The sequence below is a fragment of the Bacillus sp. FSL R7-0646 genome (assembly GCF_037969865.1).
Lineage (GTDB): Bacteria > Bacillota > Bacilli > Bacillales > Bacillaceae > Bacillus > Bacillus licheniformis.
This window is the reverse complement of record NZ_CP150217.1, coordinates 2,696,564-2,709,077: the sequence shown is the minus strand read 5'-3', so window position 1 is coordinate 2,709,077 and position 12,514 is coordinate 2,696,564. Positions and strand designations below refer to the sequence as shown.

Below are 12,514 nucleotides of genomic sequence, written 5' to 3'. Positions count from 1 at the left end.
GAAATACAATGAAAGCGCTTAATACAGCTTTGTTGGCACGATACTTGCATTATAAATAAGCGAACGAAAAAAGAAAGGAGCAAATGTACATGATTACAGTCATTATCAGCGGCCACGGAAACTTTCCCATAGCATTAAAAGAATCTTCAGGGATGATATTCGGAGAAGAGGAGAGCCTGATCGCGGTGCCGTTTCTGAAAGGGGAAGGCATTCAGACACTGCAAGAAAAATATCATCAGACGCTGAAGGATGTTCCGGAGGAACACGAGGTGCTTTTTTTAGTGGATATTTTCGGCGGGACGCCATATAACGCAGCGACCCCTTACATCGCGAAAGAGCGGAGATTCGATATGGCAGCCGGAGTGAACCTGCCGATTTTGTTAGAGGCATTGAGCTTGAGGGAGCATATGCCGCTCAAACAACTGCTGAACCAGTTGAAAAAGATGAGCCGGGAATGCTTCCAAATATGCAGCGAGCAATTGGAAAAATTCAGTCAGTCCAATCAGGGAAGAGAGGATGAATTGTAATGAAAATCGTTTTGGCAAGAATTGATGACCGCTTTATTCACGGCCAAGTATTAACAAGATGGATCAAAATCCACGCTGCTGATCGCATTATCGTTGTCTCCAATGAGGTGGCACAGGACGAAATGAGAAAAACGCTGATCCTTTCTGTTGCACCTTCAAATGTAAAAGCCAGCGCCGTTTCGATTTCCAAAATGGCCAAAGCGTTCCACAGTCCGCGGTACGAAGATACGACGGCAATGCTGTTATTCGAAAATCCGGGCGACATTGTTTCCTTAATCGAAGCAGGCGTTCCGATCGAAACAGTCAATGTCGGCGGGATGCGTTTCGAGAATAACCGCAGGCAAATCACGAAATCGGTAAGCGTTACTGAAAAGGACATCAAAGCGTTTGAACAATTGCAAGAATTGGGCGTAAAGCTTGAATTGAGGCAGCTGCCGTCAGATTCGAGCGAAGACTTTATGCAGATGTTAAGAAACGCAACAAAATCCTAGAAGGAGGGTTCTAAAGGCATGTCAACGATTCAAATTATTTTGCTGCTCGTCATTGCAGCTATAACAGGTATCGGTAGTGTATTGGACGAAGGGCAGACACACCGTCCGCTGATTGCCTGCACTTTGGTCGGCCTTGTCCTCGGGGATCTGAAAACAGGCATCATTCTCGGCGGAACGCTGGAGCTGATGGCGCTTGGCTGGATGAATGTCGGTCTTGCAATGGCCCCCGATACGGCCATCGCTTCCGTGATTTCGACTATCTTAGTGATTACCGCCGATCAGGGAATCGGCGAAGGGATCGCCGTCGCGGTGGCTTTGGCAGCTGCGGGTCAGGCGCTGACGATTTTCGTCCGGACGATCACCGTATTTTTAATTCACCGCGCCGACAAATACGCAAAGGATGGCAATTTTAAAGGAATTGAAATTATGCATATAACTGCCATGGCGTTTCAGGCGCTGCGCGTTATGATTCCGACATTGATCGTGGCTCTGATCAGTGTCAGCGCTGTTCAGGCGTTTTTGGGAAATATTCCGGAAGTCATCACAAAAGGCTTGCATATAGGCGGAGGCATTATCGTTGTTGTCGGGTATGCGATGGTCATCAACATGATGAACATTCCGTATTTGAAGCCGTTTTTCTATATCGGTTTTTTGCTGGCCGCGTTTACCGATTTCAATTTAGTCGGCTTCGGCGCCCTCGGGCTCTGTCTGGCATTTTTATATCAGCAAGTGATGCAAAAAAATCATGCTCAAGGGGCGGTTGCTGCCGCCAGTGACGGCAGCATGGCCGCTTATGATGATGACGATGATCTGGATGCTTAAAAATTAAAGGAGGGACGAATAATGGGCACAGAAAAAAGATTAACGAAGAGAGAGATTTTCAGTATGTTTATCCGCTCAAACTTTTTGCTCGGATCTTTTAACTTTGAGCGTGTACAGGCGCTCGGCTACTGCTACGTCATGATTCCGGCGATCAAAAAACTGTACGGTCCGGGAGCAAAACGGAGCGAAGCGCTCCAGCGCCATTTGGAATGGTTTAATACACATCCGTGGCTGACAGCGCCGATATTTGGCGTAACCGCTGCGATGGAAGAAGAAATGGCCAACAATAAAAAGATTGATGCCAAAGCAATTAATGGAATGAAAATCGGCTTAATGGGCCCGTTGGCAGGCGTGGGCGACCCGATTTTCTGGGGGACGTTGCGCCCGGTTTTGGCGGCCTTGGGAGCGTCGCTTGCTTTAAGCGGAAACATCGCCGGCCCGCTTTTGTTTTTCTTTTTAATCAACGCCGTCAGATTAAGCACTAAATACTACGGATTAAAGTACGGCTATGTGAAAGGCATGGAAATATTGCAGGACTTGGTGGGGAACCGCATTCAAAAACTGACGGAAGGCGCTTCAATACTCGGGCTGTTTGTGATGGGAGCTCTCGTTTCCAAGTGGACCACAATCAATATCCCGATCGTCGTGTCGAGAATTAAGGATGATGCAGGCAAAGTCGATGTACAGACCGTGCAAAACATTTTAGACAGCATCATGCCTGGTGTGCTGCCTTTAGGATTGACATTGCTCGCTGCCTGGATGCTTCGCAAAGGGGTGAATCCTCTGCTCATGATTTTCGGTATTTTTATCATCGGGATTGTCGGCTATTGGGCAGGTTTTTTGGCATAACATGTTTTGGGTGTTCTTTTCTTAGCTTTTGAGAAGCAGGTCCATTCGGCCGCAAAAAAGGGGGCGGCTGTTTGGACTTCCTGCCTAAAAAACCGAGTGAAGAAGAGGGGGGGAAAAGTCATGAAAAAGAGAATGATTCAGATGGGGATCATAGGGGCTATGATGTTCCCGGAAGCCTTTTCCGCAGCTGCTGCCGACCCGGACTACTATAACGAGGATCATCGGCCCAAGTATCATTTCACGCCGGAAGCAAACTGGATGAATGACCCGAACGGGATGGTGTATTACGCGGGGGAATATCATCTGTTTTATCAATATCATCCATATGGCTTGCGCTGGGGGCCAATGCATTGGGGGCACGCGGTAAGCAAAGATTTAGTCAAGTGGGAGCATTTGCCGGTCGCACTGTATCCGGATGAAAAAGGAACGATTTTTTCGGGCAGCGCTGTCGCCGATCGGCATAATACTACAGGGTTTCAAACAGGGACGGAGAAGCCGCTCGTTGCCATTTATACGCAGGACCGGAGCGGGGAACAAGTGCAAAGCATCGCCTACAGCAATGACAAAGGCAGGACATGGACGAAGTACTCAGGCAACCCTGTCATTCCAAATCCGGGAAAAAGAGATTTCCGCGATCCGAAAGTCATTTGGCATGAACAGACAAAAAAGTGGGTGATGTTGCTTGCGGGGGGCGATCGAATTCTGATCTATACATCGCCTGACTTGAAGCGGTGGACATATGCGAGCGAATTCGGCGAAGGAGAGGGCAGCCATGGAGGCGTGTGGGAATGTCCGGATCTGTTTGAGCTTCCTGTAGAGGGCAGGCCGAATGAAACGAAATGGGTGATGCAAGTCAGTGTTGGAGACGGTGCTGTCTCAGGAGGATCAGGCATGCAATATTTCGTCGGCAGTTTTGACGGAACAACCTTTAAAAATGAAAACCCGCCGAATCGCGTACTATGGACAGATTACGGCAAAGACTTCTACGCAGCTGTCAGCTGGTCTGATATCCCGAAGTCAGACGGACGAAGGCTTTGGTTAGGGTGGATGAGCAATTGGCAATACGCAAACGATGTTCCCACTTCCCCGTGGAGAAGCGCAATGTCGATCCCGAGAGAAGTAAAATTGAAAGCGTTTTCCGAAGGGCTTAGAATGATTCAAGCTCCGGTAGCGGAGCTGCAGTCGATACGGGGAGCATCGCAAACGTGGAAAAACAAGATCATTTCGCCTCGAAACGGAAATTTGCTGAAAGGGCTGTCAGGCGATGCTTATGAAATCAATGCGGAATTTCAAGTAAATACCGGAGCTGCGGCCGAATTCGGCTTTAAAGTCCGAACAGGGGAAAACGAGTATACGAAAATCGGCTACAGCAAAAACAGCGCTTCACTGTTCGTCGACCGGAGCCAATCAGGAAACGTCTCCTTTAATCCGAACTTTAACACTGGAAAGCATGCGGCCCCGCTGGAACCGGTCGCTGGGAAGGTGAAGATGCGCATTTATGTCGACCGCTCTTCAGTCGAAGTATTCGGCAACGACGGGAGGCAGGTGATCACCGACATTATTTTGCCGGACCAATCCAGCAAAGGGCTAGAAGTATACGCATCAAACGGGTTTGTCAAGCTGAATTCCATGACGGTTCATCCTCTGAAAAAAGTATGGGGAGCGTCGCCCTTTCAATCAAATTTGACCGGCTGGACGACCGTAAACGGTGTATGGGCCGATACGATTGATGGAAAACAAGGGCGCTCTGAAGGAGATTCGTTCATTTTATCTTCAGCAAAAGCAACAGATTTCACATATGAAGCAGATGTCGCGATAAAGGATGGAAATGGAAGAGGGGCAGGGGCTCTCGTGTTTCGGGCCGATCAGGATGTTAAAAACGGATACCTTGCCAATGTGGATGCCAAGCATGACGTGGTGAAGTTTTTCAAATTTGAAGACGGCTCGGCCTCTGTTATTGCCGAACACCGCACACCGATAGAAACCGGCCGGAAATATCACCTGAAAACGGTGGCCCGCGGTGCAAACTTTTATATTTACCTTGATGATCAATTGGTGATAAGCGCCCGGGATTCAACGTTTGCCGATGGAGCCTTCGGTTTGAATGCATGGGATGCGACCGCAGTCTTCCAACATGTTTATGCCAAACGATGATCATGTGGCTGGAATGCCGGGCATTCCAGCCTTTCCTTTAAAAGACGCTGCGGACCAATCCGCCGTCCGCACGCAAGGCTGCACCATTGATCGGCGAAGAAAGCGGACTGCTTAAAAATGTGACAAAGTGCGCGATTTCTTCCGGCCGAATCAGCCTTTGTATGATAGAGGTCGGCCGGTTTTCTTTCATAAACCGCTTTTCCGCTTCTTCGACTGTCAGGTTTTCATCCGGATAGAGGGTCTTCAGCATCGTTTCAACGCCTTCGGTTAAGGTTGAGCCCGGCATGACCGTATTGACGGTCACATTTGTACCTGCCGCTAGCTCTGCCAGGCTCCGGGAAATCGAAAGCTGCATCGTTTTTGTTGCGCTGTAATGAGCCATTTCCTGTGACGGCATAACCGCGGCTTCGCTCGCAATAAAAATGACCCGGCCTTCTTTTTTCTCGATCATGCTTTGCAAATACCTCCGCGAGAGCCTTACCCCGCTCATAATATTCACTTCGAAAAAGCGGAACCAATCCTCATCCGGTATCTCGAAATATTCCGCCGGTTCAAAGATCCCTAAATTATTGACCAGAATATCAACATCCGGGAATGCTGCTAATAGGCTTTGACACCCTTTTTCAGTGCCAAGGTCATAAGGGGCCGCTTGAAGAACAGCCTCGGGAAATTGGCCTTTCAATTCGTCTATTGTTTGGTTGACCTTTTCTTGCCGGCGTCCGTTAATGATGACAGACGCACCTTCTTTCGCAAGTGAAGCGGCAATCGCTTTGCCGATTCCGGACGTCGATCCGGTCACCAACGCTCTTTTTCCCCGTAAATCCAAGTTCATCATTGATCCCTCCGTTTTCTTTTCATTATAAACAGAACAATGTCAAACAAAACATCAATTATGATTATGGAACAGAAGACACCAAAACGGAAGTACGCACTTTTAAGTCATATAGGCACTTTTTTGTGCCTATAGGTATAAGGAGGGAACTTGATCAAAAAAACCCGCCGGCTGTAAACGGCGGGCTTGCTGTTTATGGGAAATTCAATCATAACAAGTAACGGTGATATATGTATCATTCCCTTTAAACAGGACGAGTTCTGCTTGTTTATTCGCACCATCTGTAAAACTGCTGACATCGATCGCCGGACTGTTGCTTTTCGGTCCGACGTAGAAATTTTTTCTTGCGATTTCAGGCGTGCTTCCCGCCCCGTCAACTTCATACAGCGTAAATGTAAAGCCGTAAAAGCTGTTGTTGTGAAAATAAAATTTCCCTCCGCTTGATTTGATGATCGGAGTTTGCGACGTCATGCCGTATGTGCCGATATTATCCCATACACCGGCACCTGCTGCAGTCGCCGAAGAAAAAGGCAAAAGCAAACACGCCAAAGTGAGCAGTAAGGCACCGATTTTGCTGAATTTCATGGCTTGAGCCTCCTTTTGAAGTCATTACATGGGGGATTATATCATCATTGCCAATGAAACGAATGAGGCGTTACTCCCCGACGCCTTTTCTGCACGATGCATTTTTTGTAAGCAGCATCCATAAACTGTCTTTCATTAAGACAAAAGACCGGGGGATAGGCGCTCATTTTGCATGCATATGCTCTTTTTTGCTGGTGTCGATGAAAAATACAAAAAATTTATATTTTTTAAAATTCGCACTTTACAGGTAGGCATAGTATAGATTATATTTAACAATAAAAATAAACCAATTGAAGTGGGAGGCCAACATGAAAAAGCTGATTGTGTTTGTCTTGATAGGATTATTTGCGCAGCTGATAGATGGCGCCTTAGGGATGGCGTACGGGGTGACATCGTCATCATTGCTGCTTGCCTTCGGCATCGCACCGGCGGTTGCGTCAGCATCCGTTCACCTGGCGGAAGTCGTTACAACCGCGGCATCTGGTGTGTCGCATATAAAGTTTGGAAACGTCGATAAACAAACGGTCAAACGACTCGTCATCCCAGGATCGCTCGGGGCATTTCTCGGCGCTTCCTTTTTAAGCAACATTCCGGGTGAGCTTGCGAAACCTTATATTTCAATGTTTCTGCTTGTTCTCGGCGTGTATGTGCTCATTCGATTTCTATTCATGTTTAAAATAGGAGAGCAAAAAAACAATATCAGCCTTTCGGGAAAAAAAGCCGTTCCCCTGGGATTGATCGCGGGTTTTGCCGATGCAACCGGAGGGGGCGGCTGGGGGCCGATTGCCACTCCTGTTTTGTTATCCAAAAAAGGCGTCAGTGCGAGAAAAGTAGTGGGAACTGTTGACACAAGCGAGTTTGCCATTGCCGTTTCGGCAACGTTAGGATTTTTCATTTCGCTCGGCTGGGAAGAAGTCAATTGGCTGTGGGTTGGTGCATTGATGATTGGCGGAATTATTGCGGCACCGATTGCCGCCTGGCTGGTGCAGAAGGTGCATGCCCGATTAATGGGCGTTCTGGTCGGCGGGCTGATCATCCTCGTCAACACAAGAACGCTTATCCATTCGTGGATCGATCAAACAGCATTATATCCGGTTATTTATATTGGAATTATCGCAGTTTGGATATCAGCTATTGTCTATATTGTTGTAAAAATAAGAACAAGTGATCAAACTGCTCAAGCGTTCAATCAGTAACTCTGCGACGGCTTTAGGCTTTCATGGACGTCGCCGTCAACAAACGAATAGATTCCGATCGGACAACCGAAGGGCTCCTGTTAGACTGCCGTTCCTTAAAAAGGAACTGTTAACTAAGAGGATTTTTTATTTTTAAATTTACTTATAGCGAGATCGGCATAGCACCGGTCTCAGCTTGTTTTCATTCCTTTTTTACATCTCTCCGTCTCATTTCTATACAAGGAATGCGGAAGGTGTTCATTAATGAACACCTCCCGCTTGATTGCCGATTGAATGTGGATTTTCCTGGAATTATAATATTTGTGAATGAGTGGATGTGAACAGCCTAACGCATTATTTCGGTATACAATTCCGATGCAGGCTGTTATTTACAAAAACAGAGATGGAGGTTGGATGTATGTCTTCAAAACAAGAGGAGAGCTTCGCCATATTAACTGAGAGAGAATTGTCTTCTGCAGCATTTAAAGATGAGGCGTATGAATTTTACAAGCGATTACGCGCTTCCCGTCCTGTCTGTCCCGTATCGATGGGGGAGCTGGGCGAAGGCTGGCTCATTACGAGGTACGATGATGCGGTCCATATATTAAAGGATGCAAGAGTGAAAAAAAATTACGAAAATGCGTTTACCGAAGAAGAATTAGAGAACTTCTCCGCTCTGGAAAATGAAGAACCTTTATCAAAGCATATGCTCAACGCAGATCCCCCCGACCACGGCCGTTTGCGGTCTCTTGTTCAGAAAGCATTTACTCCCCGGATGGTTTTACAGCTCGAAAACAGAATCCAAAAAATAGCTGATTCCTTATTGGATCAAGTAGAACCGAATCATTCCATGAATCTTGTAGACGACTTCGCTTTCCCGCTGCCGATCATTGTCATCAGCGAGATGCTTGGTATTCCGCTTGAAGATCGGCAAAAATTCAGAGTTTGGTCCCAGGCGGTTATTGATTTTTCTGACACGCCCGAAAGCCTGGAGGAATACAAGTATAAAATAGGCGAATTCGCTGAATACCTGGAATATTTGGTACGCAAAAAAAGGGACGAGCCGGCTGAGGATTTAGTCAGTGCATTAATTCAGGCAGAAAGCGAAGGAACGAAATTAAGCATAGAAGAGCTGTATGCGACGATTATGCTTCTTATCGTCGCAGGACATGAGACAACGGTAAACTTAATAACCAATATGACCTTGGCCTTGCTGAACCACCCTGAGCAACTGGAAAAGCTTCGCCAAAACGCAGATTTAATCGACTCAGCCATTGAAGAGGCGCTCAGATTTTACAGCCCCGTGGAATTAACCACCCTCCGCTGGGCGGCCGAACCGTTTACATTGCACGGCCAGGAGATTAAGAGAAAAGATGTGGTCATCATTTCATTAGCCTCGGCCAACCGCGATTATATGGTCTTTTCGAATGCCGACCGCTTTGATATTGAAAGAAAGGATAACCGCCACCTAGCCTTTGGCCATGGCAGCCATTTTTGCCTGGGCGCACCGCTTGCCCGATTGGAAGCCAAAATCGCCATTCAAACCTTGCTGCGCCGCTTTGAACATATAGAGATTAAAGGCGAAAGGGAGCAGATCAAATGGAAAGGCAACTTTTTGATGAGAGCTTTAGAAGAGCTGCCATTATCTTTTTAAATGATGGGATTTGCGATCAGCTGTGATGTGCTATCTGCCATTTTGGCAAGAGAAGGTATGGAATGTTTTCATCTTGAAAATAGAACATCAGACGATGAGACGTTCATCTCTATCACAAGGCTCATAAAAAAATCGTACTCCCCGATATGACGGGGAGTACTCCTCTTGCCGGCTTAATCTTCTATTGTTATTCAGGTTCGCTTTCACGAATGCCTCCTCTCATATTTTCCTCGCAGGTTTACCGCACAACAGCTTTAACTTTCTTATTGATTTTAATATTTGTAAGTTTCTTGTTTCTGTTTATAATTAGAAACATATGTTAATGTTCCGGCACCTGTTGAAACCGCTTGACAGATGGGCATTCCCGGAATATTATGTGAGGCTCTTTAAAATATACTGGCTAAAGAAGAAAGGTGTTTTTTAATTTGAGAGGATTCATCAAATGGGCAGGATTGGCGATTCTGTGTATTGGCTTGTTTGCGTGTACTTCTAACAGGAATGCCGAAAATGTTCATTATGCAAAAGACGACAGACAAACATTGGATATTTATACACCGCAGTCAAACGAGGGCGAAAAACATCCCGTTCTCATCTACCTTCACGGCGGAGGATGGACAAGCGGCGACAAAAGCAGGGCTGCTTCGAAGCCGGCATTTTTTACGGATAACGGCTATGTTTTTGTATCTGTCAACTATCGGCTTCATCCCGATGTTCAGTATGATGAAATGGCTGATGATGCGGCCAAGGCCGTAAAATGGGTGATGGATCATGCGGACGAGTATCAAATCGATCCGTCAAAAATCAACGTCATGGGACATTCGGCAGGGGGACACTTGGCCGGATTAATTGCCGCAGATTCAACATATTTAAATCGTGTCGGCCTCACGCCGGCCGCACTCAATTCGATTGTTGTTTTAGATGGCCCCTTGGATATGAAACGATTCATCGAAGCGATCCCGTCTTATAAAGAAGTGTTTGGCACAGACGAAAAGGTGTGGACAAAAGCATCGCCGCTCTCATACATAAACAACTCAAAATTGCCGCCGGCCTATCTTGTGACCCGCTGGGAAGACCCTGCCGTTTACAAGTTCGCGGAAACCGCAAACAAAGCGAAGGCAACGGAATTTGTGTATCAAGTCAACAGCTTATCTCACAGTGATTTAAACAAGATGTTCGGCTCTCCAGATGCACCGGCAGAAGCGCAGAATCTGACAAAAGCGGTTATGGCGTTTTTAGAGAAGGAAAATAAATAGATCAAACGGCCGACTCGGCTTCCTACATGTACTTGCTGAAAGGATATAAACAGCTGTTAAACTAGCAGAGAAAGGCCGAAAATGTTAAATTCGGCCTCTTCTCACACTTGGCACCCCCTTACTCATAAGACATCGATCTGAAAATTCCCAAAATATAAACAAAACATTAATAAAATCAAGCCATTTGATTAACAAATTTACGATACGATCATATAGAACTTGATGATTGGGAAAAGCATTTTGAGAGAAGATTAAGAGCAAGGGAGATATGATGTGAGAATGAAACGATTAAGGATGAGGAAGCATTTACTGATAGCTGTCTGTACTTTGGCACTTCTTCTAAGTTCCCCGATTGTAAGCGATGCGAGCCCGGCAACTAAACCAACAACTGCAGATTCGCCGCAATCTTCCGGATTTTTCGTAGACCATTACAAAAATAATATCTCTGCCAATACGACGGCGGAATCCAATCCTGTCATCGGCCTGCTTTCCGAATTTAATAAACTTTGGACTCCCGGAAAGACATGGAATACCGGTACTAAACTGAACAGCAGGGTGCTGGATGCCAACATTCAAAAAGTCGTGGATATTGCTGAACGCCGCACGATGCTTGAGGAAAATGCTGCCTATTTTGATGATCGGCGGAGCCAGAGCTACAGTATAATTGACGGCCTCGGCAAGCTTGCCGGCGTCTATCGAATGAACGCGGGAGCGACGACAACGATCACCAGCATTCCGGCAGATGCCTCGATTAGAAAATACAATGATGAAGGAACCAATTCGGGCAGCACCAGCTCTGAACTTGGAAATGTCGTAAGTTTGGTCAATACTTTACGCGGCAACTATTCTTCATCGAATCCGGCTAAAAGCTATTTCAACTATCCCCGCCCGTTTCGCTGGAAAGACAATTCGATCATTGTTCCAACGCTTATCCCCGTCATCAATCCTGATCCGAACAAAGACGGAGGTTTTCCAAGCGGACACACGAACGCCGCATATCTCAGCGCTTTTGCTATGGCCTATGCGATACCGGAGCGTTATCAGGAGCTGCTGACTCGCGCTTCAGAACTCGGTCATAACCGGATTGTTGCCGGTATGCATTCCCCGCTGGACGTCATGGGGGGACGAGTAATGGCAACAGCTTTGTCTGCAGCAATCCTGTCTGACCCCGCAAATGAAAGATTGAAGAAAACGGCTTTTGATGAAGCCCGCCGTAAATTATTAACGCAAACCGGTACAGCTGAAGACAGATACAGCGATTATGAGAAGAATAAAAAACAATATACGGAACGATTGACATATGGATTTCGACAAATGAACAAAACCGCCAAACCAATGGCAGTTCCAAAGGGAGCCGAAGTCCTGCTGGAAACACGTTTTCCTTACCTTGACAAAAAGCAGCGCCGTTCGGTTTTAGCCACTACCGGTCTTCCGGCCGGCTACCCTGTTCTTGATGATCGAGAAGGATGGGGAAGGCTTAATCTCTTTTCCGCGGCAGATGGGTATGGGGCTTTTACCAAAAATGTTACCGTGACCATGGATTCCGCAAAAGGCGGCTTCCATACAGCCGATCGCTGGCGCAACGACATCTCCGGCACCGGAAAGCTGACCAAAAAAGGGACAGGCGCTTTGAAGCTGGAAGGGGATAATACATATTCCGGCGGTACACGGATTGATCAAGGAACACTTGAGGGCGGTTCGGAGACAGCTTTCGGGAGAGGTGATGTTGCACTAAACGGAGGCATCCTTAAGGAAGATGCGCCGGGAAAACTGATCATCGAAGGAGACTACAAACAATCTGCTAAAGGAATACTTGAACTTCAGCTCAGCGGCAAAAAAGATCAGTTGAAAATTAAGGGAAAAGCAAGATTGAAAGGGACATTGCGTCTCAATTTTACGGACAATTACGTACCGGCTGACGGATCGGCGATCATAACCTTCCGCAAGCGTCATGGATCATTTTCTTCCGTCGAGACCAGTGGATTGCCAAGCAAGTATAAAGTGAAGATCATCTATAAATCCAACAGTATTCAGTTGAAAGTTGAGCAAAAGGGGAGAAGCTGATCTGCAAGAGGATTCACTCAAAAGCTGCAAGCTGGCGCATACTGCCGCCAGCTTGCTTTTAGTTTTGATGAAATCACAGCCAGAATGGCTGTACATCTTGAATGGGGA

The 12,514-nt window shown here is 46.7% G+C and carries 11 protein-coding genes; 9 read left to right on the top strand and 2 right to left on the bottom strand.

Annotation, left to right across the window (positions count from 1 at the left end):
- Positions 1-89 precede the first annotated feature (89 nt).
- The 5 genes from MKY62_RS14105 (at position 90) to MKY62_RS14085 (ending at position 4,843) form a co-directional block, all read left to right on the top strand.
- Complete coding sequence (locus tag MKY62_RS14105) at positions 90-527, top strand: mannose/fructose/sorbose PTS transporter subunit IIA (protein WP_003183836.1); 438 nt, start codon at positions 90-92, stop codon at positions 525-527.
- A complete protein-coding gene (locus MKY62_RS14100; protein WP_003183833.1) occupies positions 527-1,018 on the top strand; it encodes a mannose/fructose/sorbose PTS transporter subunit IIB in 492 nt (163 codons plus the stop codon). Before MKY62_RS14105 ends, MKY62_RS14100 begins: the two co-directional genes overlap by 1 nt.
- Before the next feature lie 18 nt (positions 1,019-1,036).
- On the top strand, positions 1,037-1,840 hold the full coding sequence (locus tag MKY62_RS14095; RefSeq protein WP_003183832.1) for a PTS mannose/fructose/sorbose transporter subunit IIC: 804 nt from the start codon (positions 1,037-1,039) through the stop codon (positions 1,838-1,840).
- A 21-nt stretch (positions 1,841-1,861) separates the two neighbouring features.
- On the top strand, positions 1,862-2,689 hold the full coding sequence (locus MKY62_RS14090; protein WP_003183830.1) for a PTS system mannose/fructose/sorbose family transporter subunit IID: 828 nt from the start codon (positions 1,862-1,864) through the stop codon (positions 2,687-2,689).
- A gap of 120 nt (positions 2,690-2,809) precedes the next feature.
- A complete protein-coding gene (locus MKY62_RS14085) occupies positions 2,810-4,843 on the top strand; it encodes a glycoside hydrolase family 32 protein (RefSeq protein WP_003183827.1) in 2,034 nt (677 codons plus the stop codon).
- Positions 4,844-4,880: 37 nt separating this feature from the next.
- Here MKY62_RS14085 and MKY62_RS14080 read toward each other — a convergent pair whose 3' ends face one another.
- Positions 4,881-5,675, bottom strand: a complete 795-nt coding sequence (locus tag MKY62_RS14080; RefSeq protein WP_011198151.1) for an SDR family oxidoreductase — start codon at positions 5,673-5,675, stop codon at positions 4,881-4,883.
- Between the two features lie 204 nt (positions 5,676-5,879).
- Positions 5,880-6,260 carry a hypothetical protein gene (locus MKY62_RS14075; RefSeq protein ID WP_003183823.1) on the bottom strand — a complete coding sequence of 127 codons (381 nt, stop codon included), beginning with the start codon at positions 6,258-6,260 and terminating at the stop codon, positions 5,880-5,882.
- A 308-nt stretch (positions 6,261-6,568) separates the two neighbouring features.
- Here MKY62_RS14075 and MKY62_RS14070 point away from each other — a divergent pair, with 308 nt between their 5' ends.
- The 4 genes from MKY62_RS14070 (at position 6,569) to MKY62_RS14055 (ending at position 12,406) form a co-directional block, all read left to right on the top strand.
- Positions 6,569-7,456, top strand: coding sequence for a TSUP family transporter (locus MKY62_RS14070; protein ID WP_003183822.1), 888 nt, complete (start codon positions 6,569-6,571; stop codon positions 7,454-7,456).
- A 397-nt stretch (positions 7,457-7,853) separates the two neighbouring features.
- On the top strand, positions 7,854-9,089 hold the full coding sequence (locus tag MKY62_RS14065; RefSeq protein ID WP_003183820.1) for a cytochrome P450: 1,236 nt from the start codon (positions 7,854-7,856) through the stop codon (positions 9,087-9,089).
- 425 nt (positions 9,090-9,514) lie between these two features.
- The gene (locus MKY62_RS14060; protein WP_003183818.1) at positions 9,515-10,342 is read left to right on the top strand and encodes an alpha/beta hydrolase; all 828 of its coding nucleotides are present in this window, start codon (positions 9,515-9,517) and stop codon (positions 10,340-10,342) included.
- Positions 10,343-10,621: 279 nt separating this feature from the next.
- Positions 10,622-12,406: a phosphatase PAP2 family protein gene (locus tag MKY62_RS14055; protein ID WP_025805010.1), complete on the top strand. Its 1,785-nt coding sequence runs from the start codon at positions 10,622-10,624 to the stop codon at positions 12,404-12,406.
- Positions 12,407-12,514: the final 108 nt, after the last annotated feature.

Coding starts and splice junctions, on each gene's coding strand:
- MKY62_RS14105 (WP_003183836.1), top strand. CDS start 90: ATGATTACAGTCATTATCAGCGGCCACGGAAACTTTCCCATAGCATTA.
- MKY62_RS14100 (WP_003183833.1), top strand. CDS start 527: ATGAAAATCGTTTTGGCAAGAATTGATGACCGCTTTATTCACGGCCAA.
- MKY62_RS14095 (WP_003183832.1), top strand. CDS start 1,037: ATGTCAACGATTCAAATTATTTTGCTGCTCGTCATTGCAGCTATAACA.
- MKY62_RS14090 (WP_003183830.1), top strand. CDS start 1,862: ATGGGCACAGAAAAAAGATTAACGAAGAGAGAGATTTTCAGTATGTTT.
- MKY62_RS14085 (WP_003183827.1), top strand. CDS start 2,810: ATGAAAAAGAGAATGATTCAGATGGGGATCATAGGGGCTATGATGTTC.
- MKY62_RS14080 (WP_011198151.1), bottom strand. CDS start 5,675: ATGAACTTGGATTTACGGGGAAAAAGAGCGTTGGTGACCGGATCGACG.
- MKY62_RS14075 (WP_003183823.1), bottom strand. CDS start 6,260: ATGAAATTCAGCAAAATCGGTGCCTTACTGCTCACTTTGGCGTGTTTG.
- MKY62_RS14070 (WP_003183822.1), top strand. CDS start 6,569: ATGAAAAAGCTGATTGTGTTTGTCTTGATAGGATTATTTGCGCAGCTG.
- MKY62_RS14065 (WP_003183820.1), top strand. CDS start 7,854: ATGTCTTCAAAACAAGAGGAGAGCTTCGCCATATTAACTGAGAGAGAA.
- MKY62_RS14055 (WP_025805010.1), top strand. CDS start 10,622: ATGAAACGATTAAGGATGAGGAAGCATTTACTGATAGCTGTCTGTACT.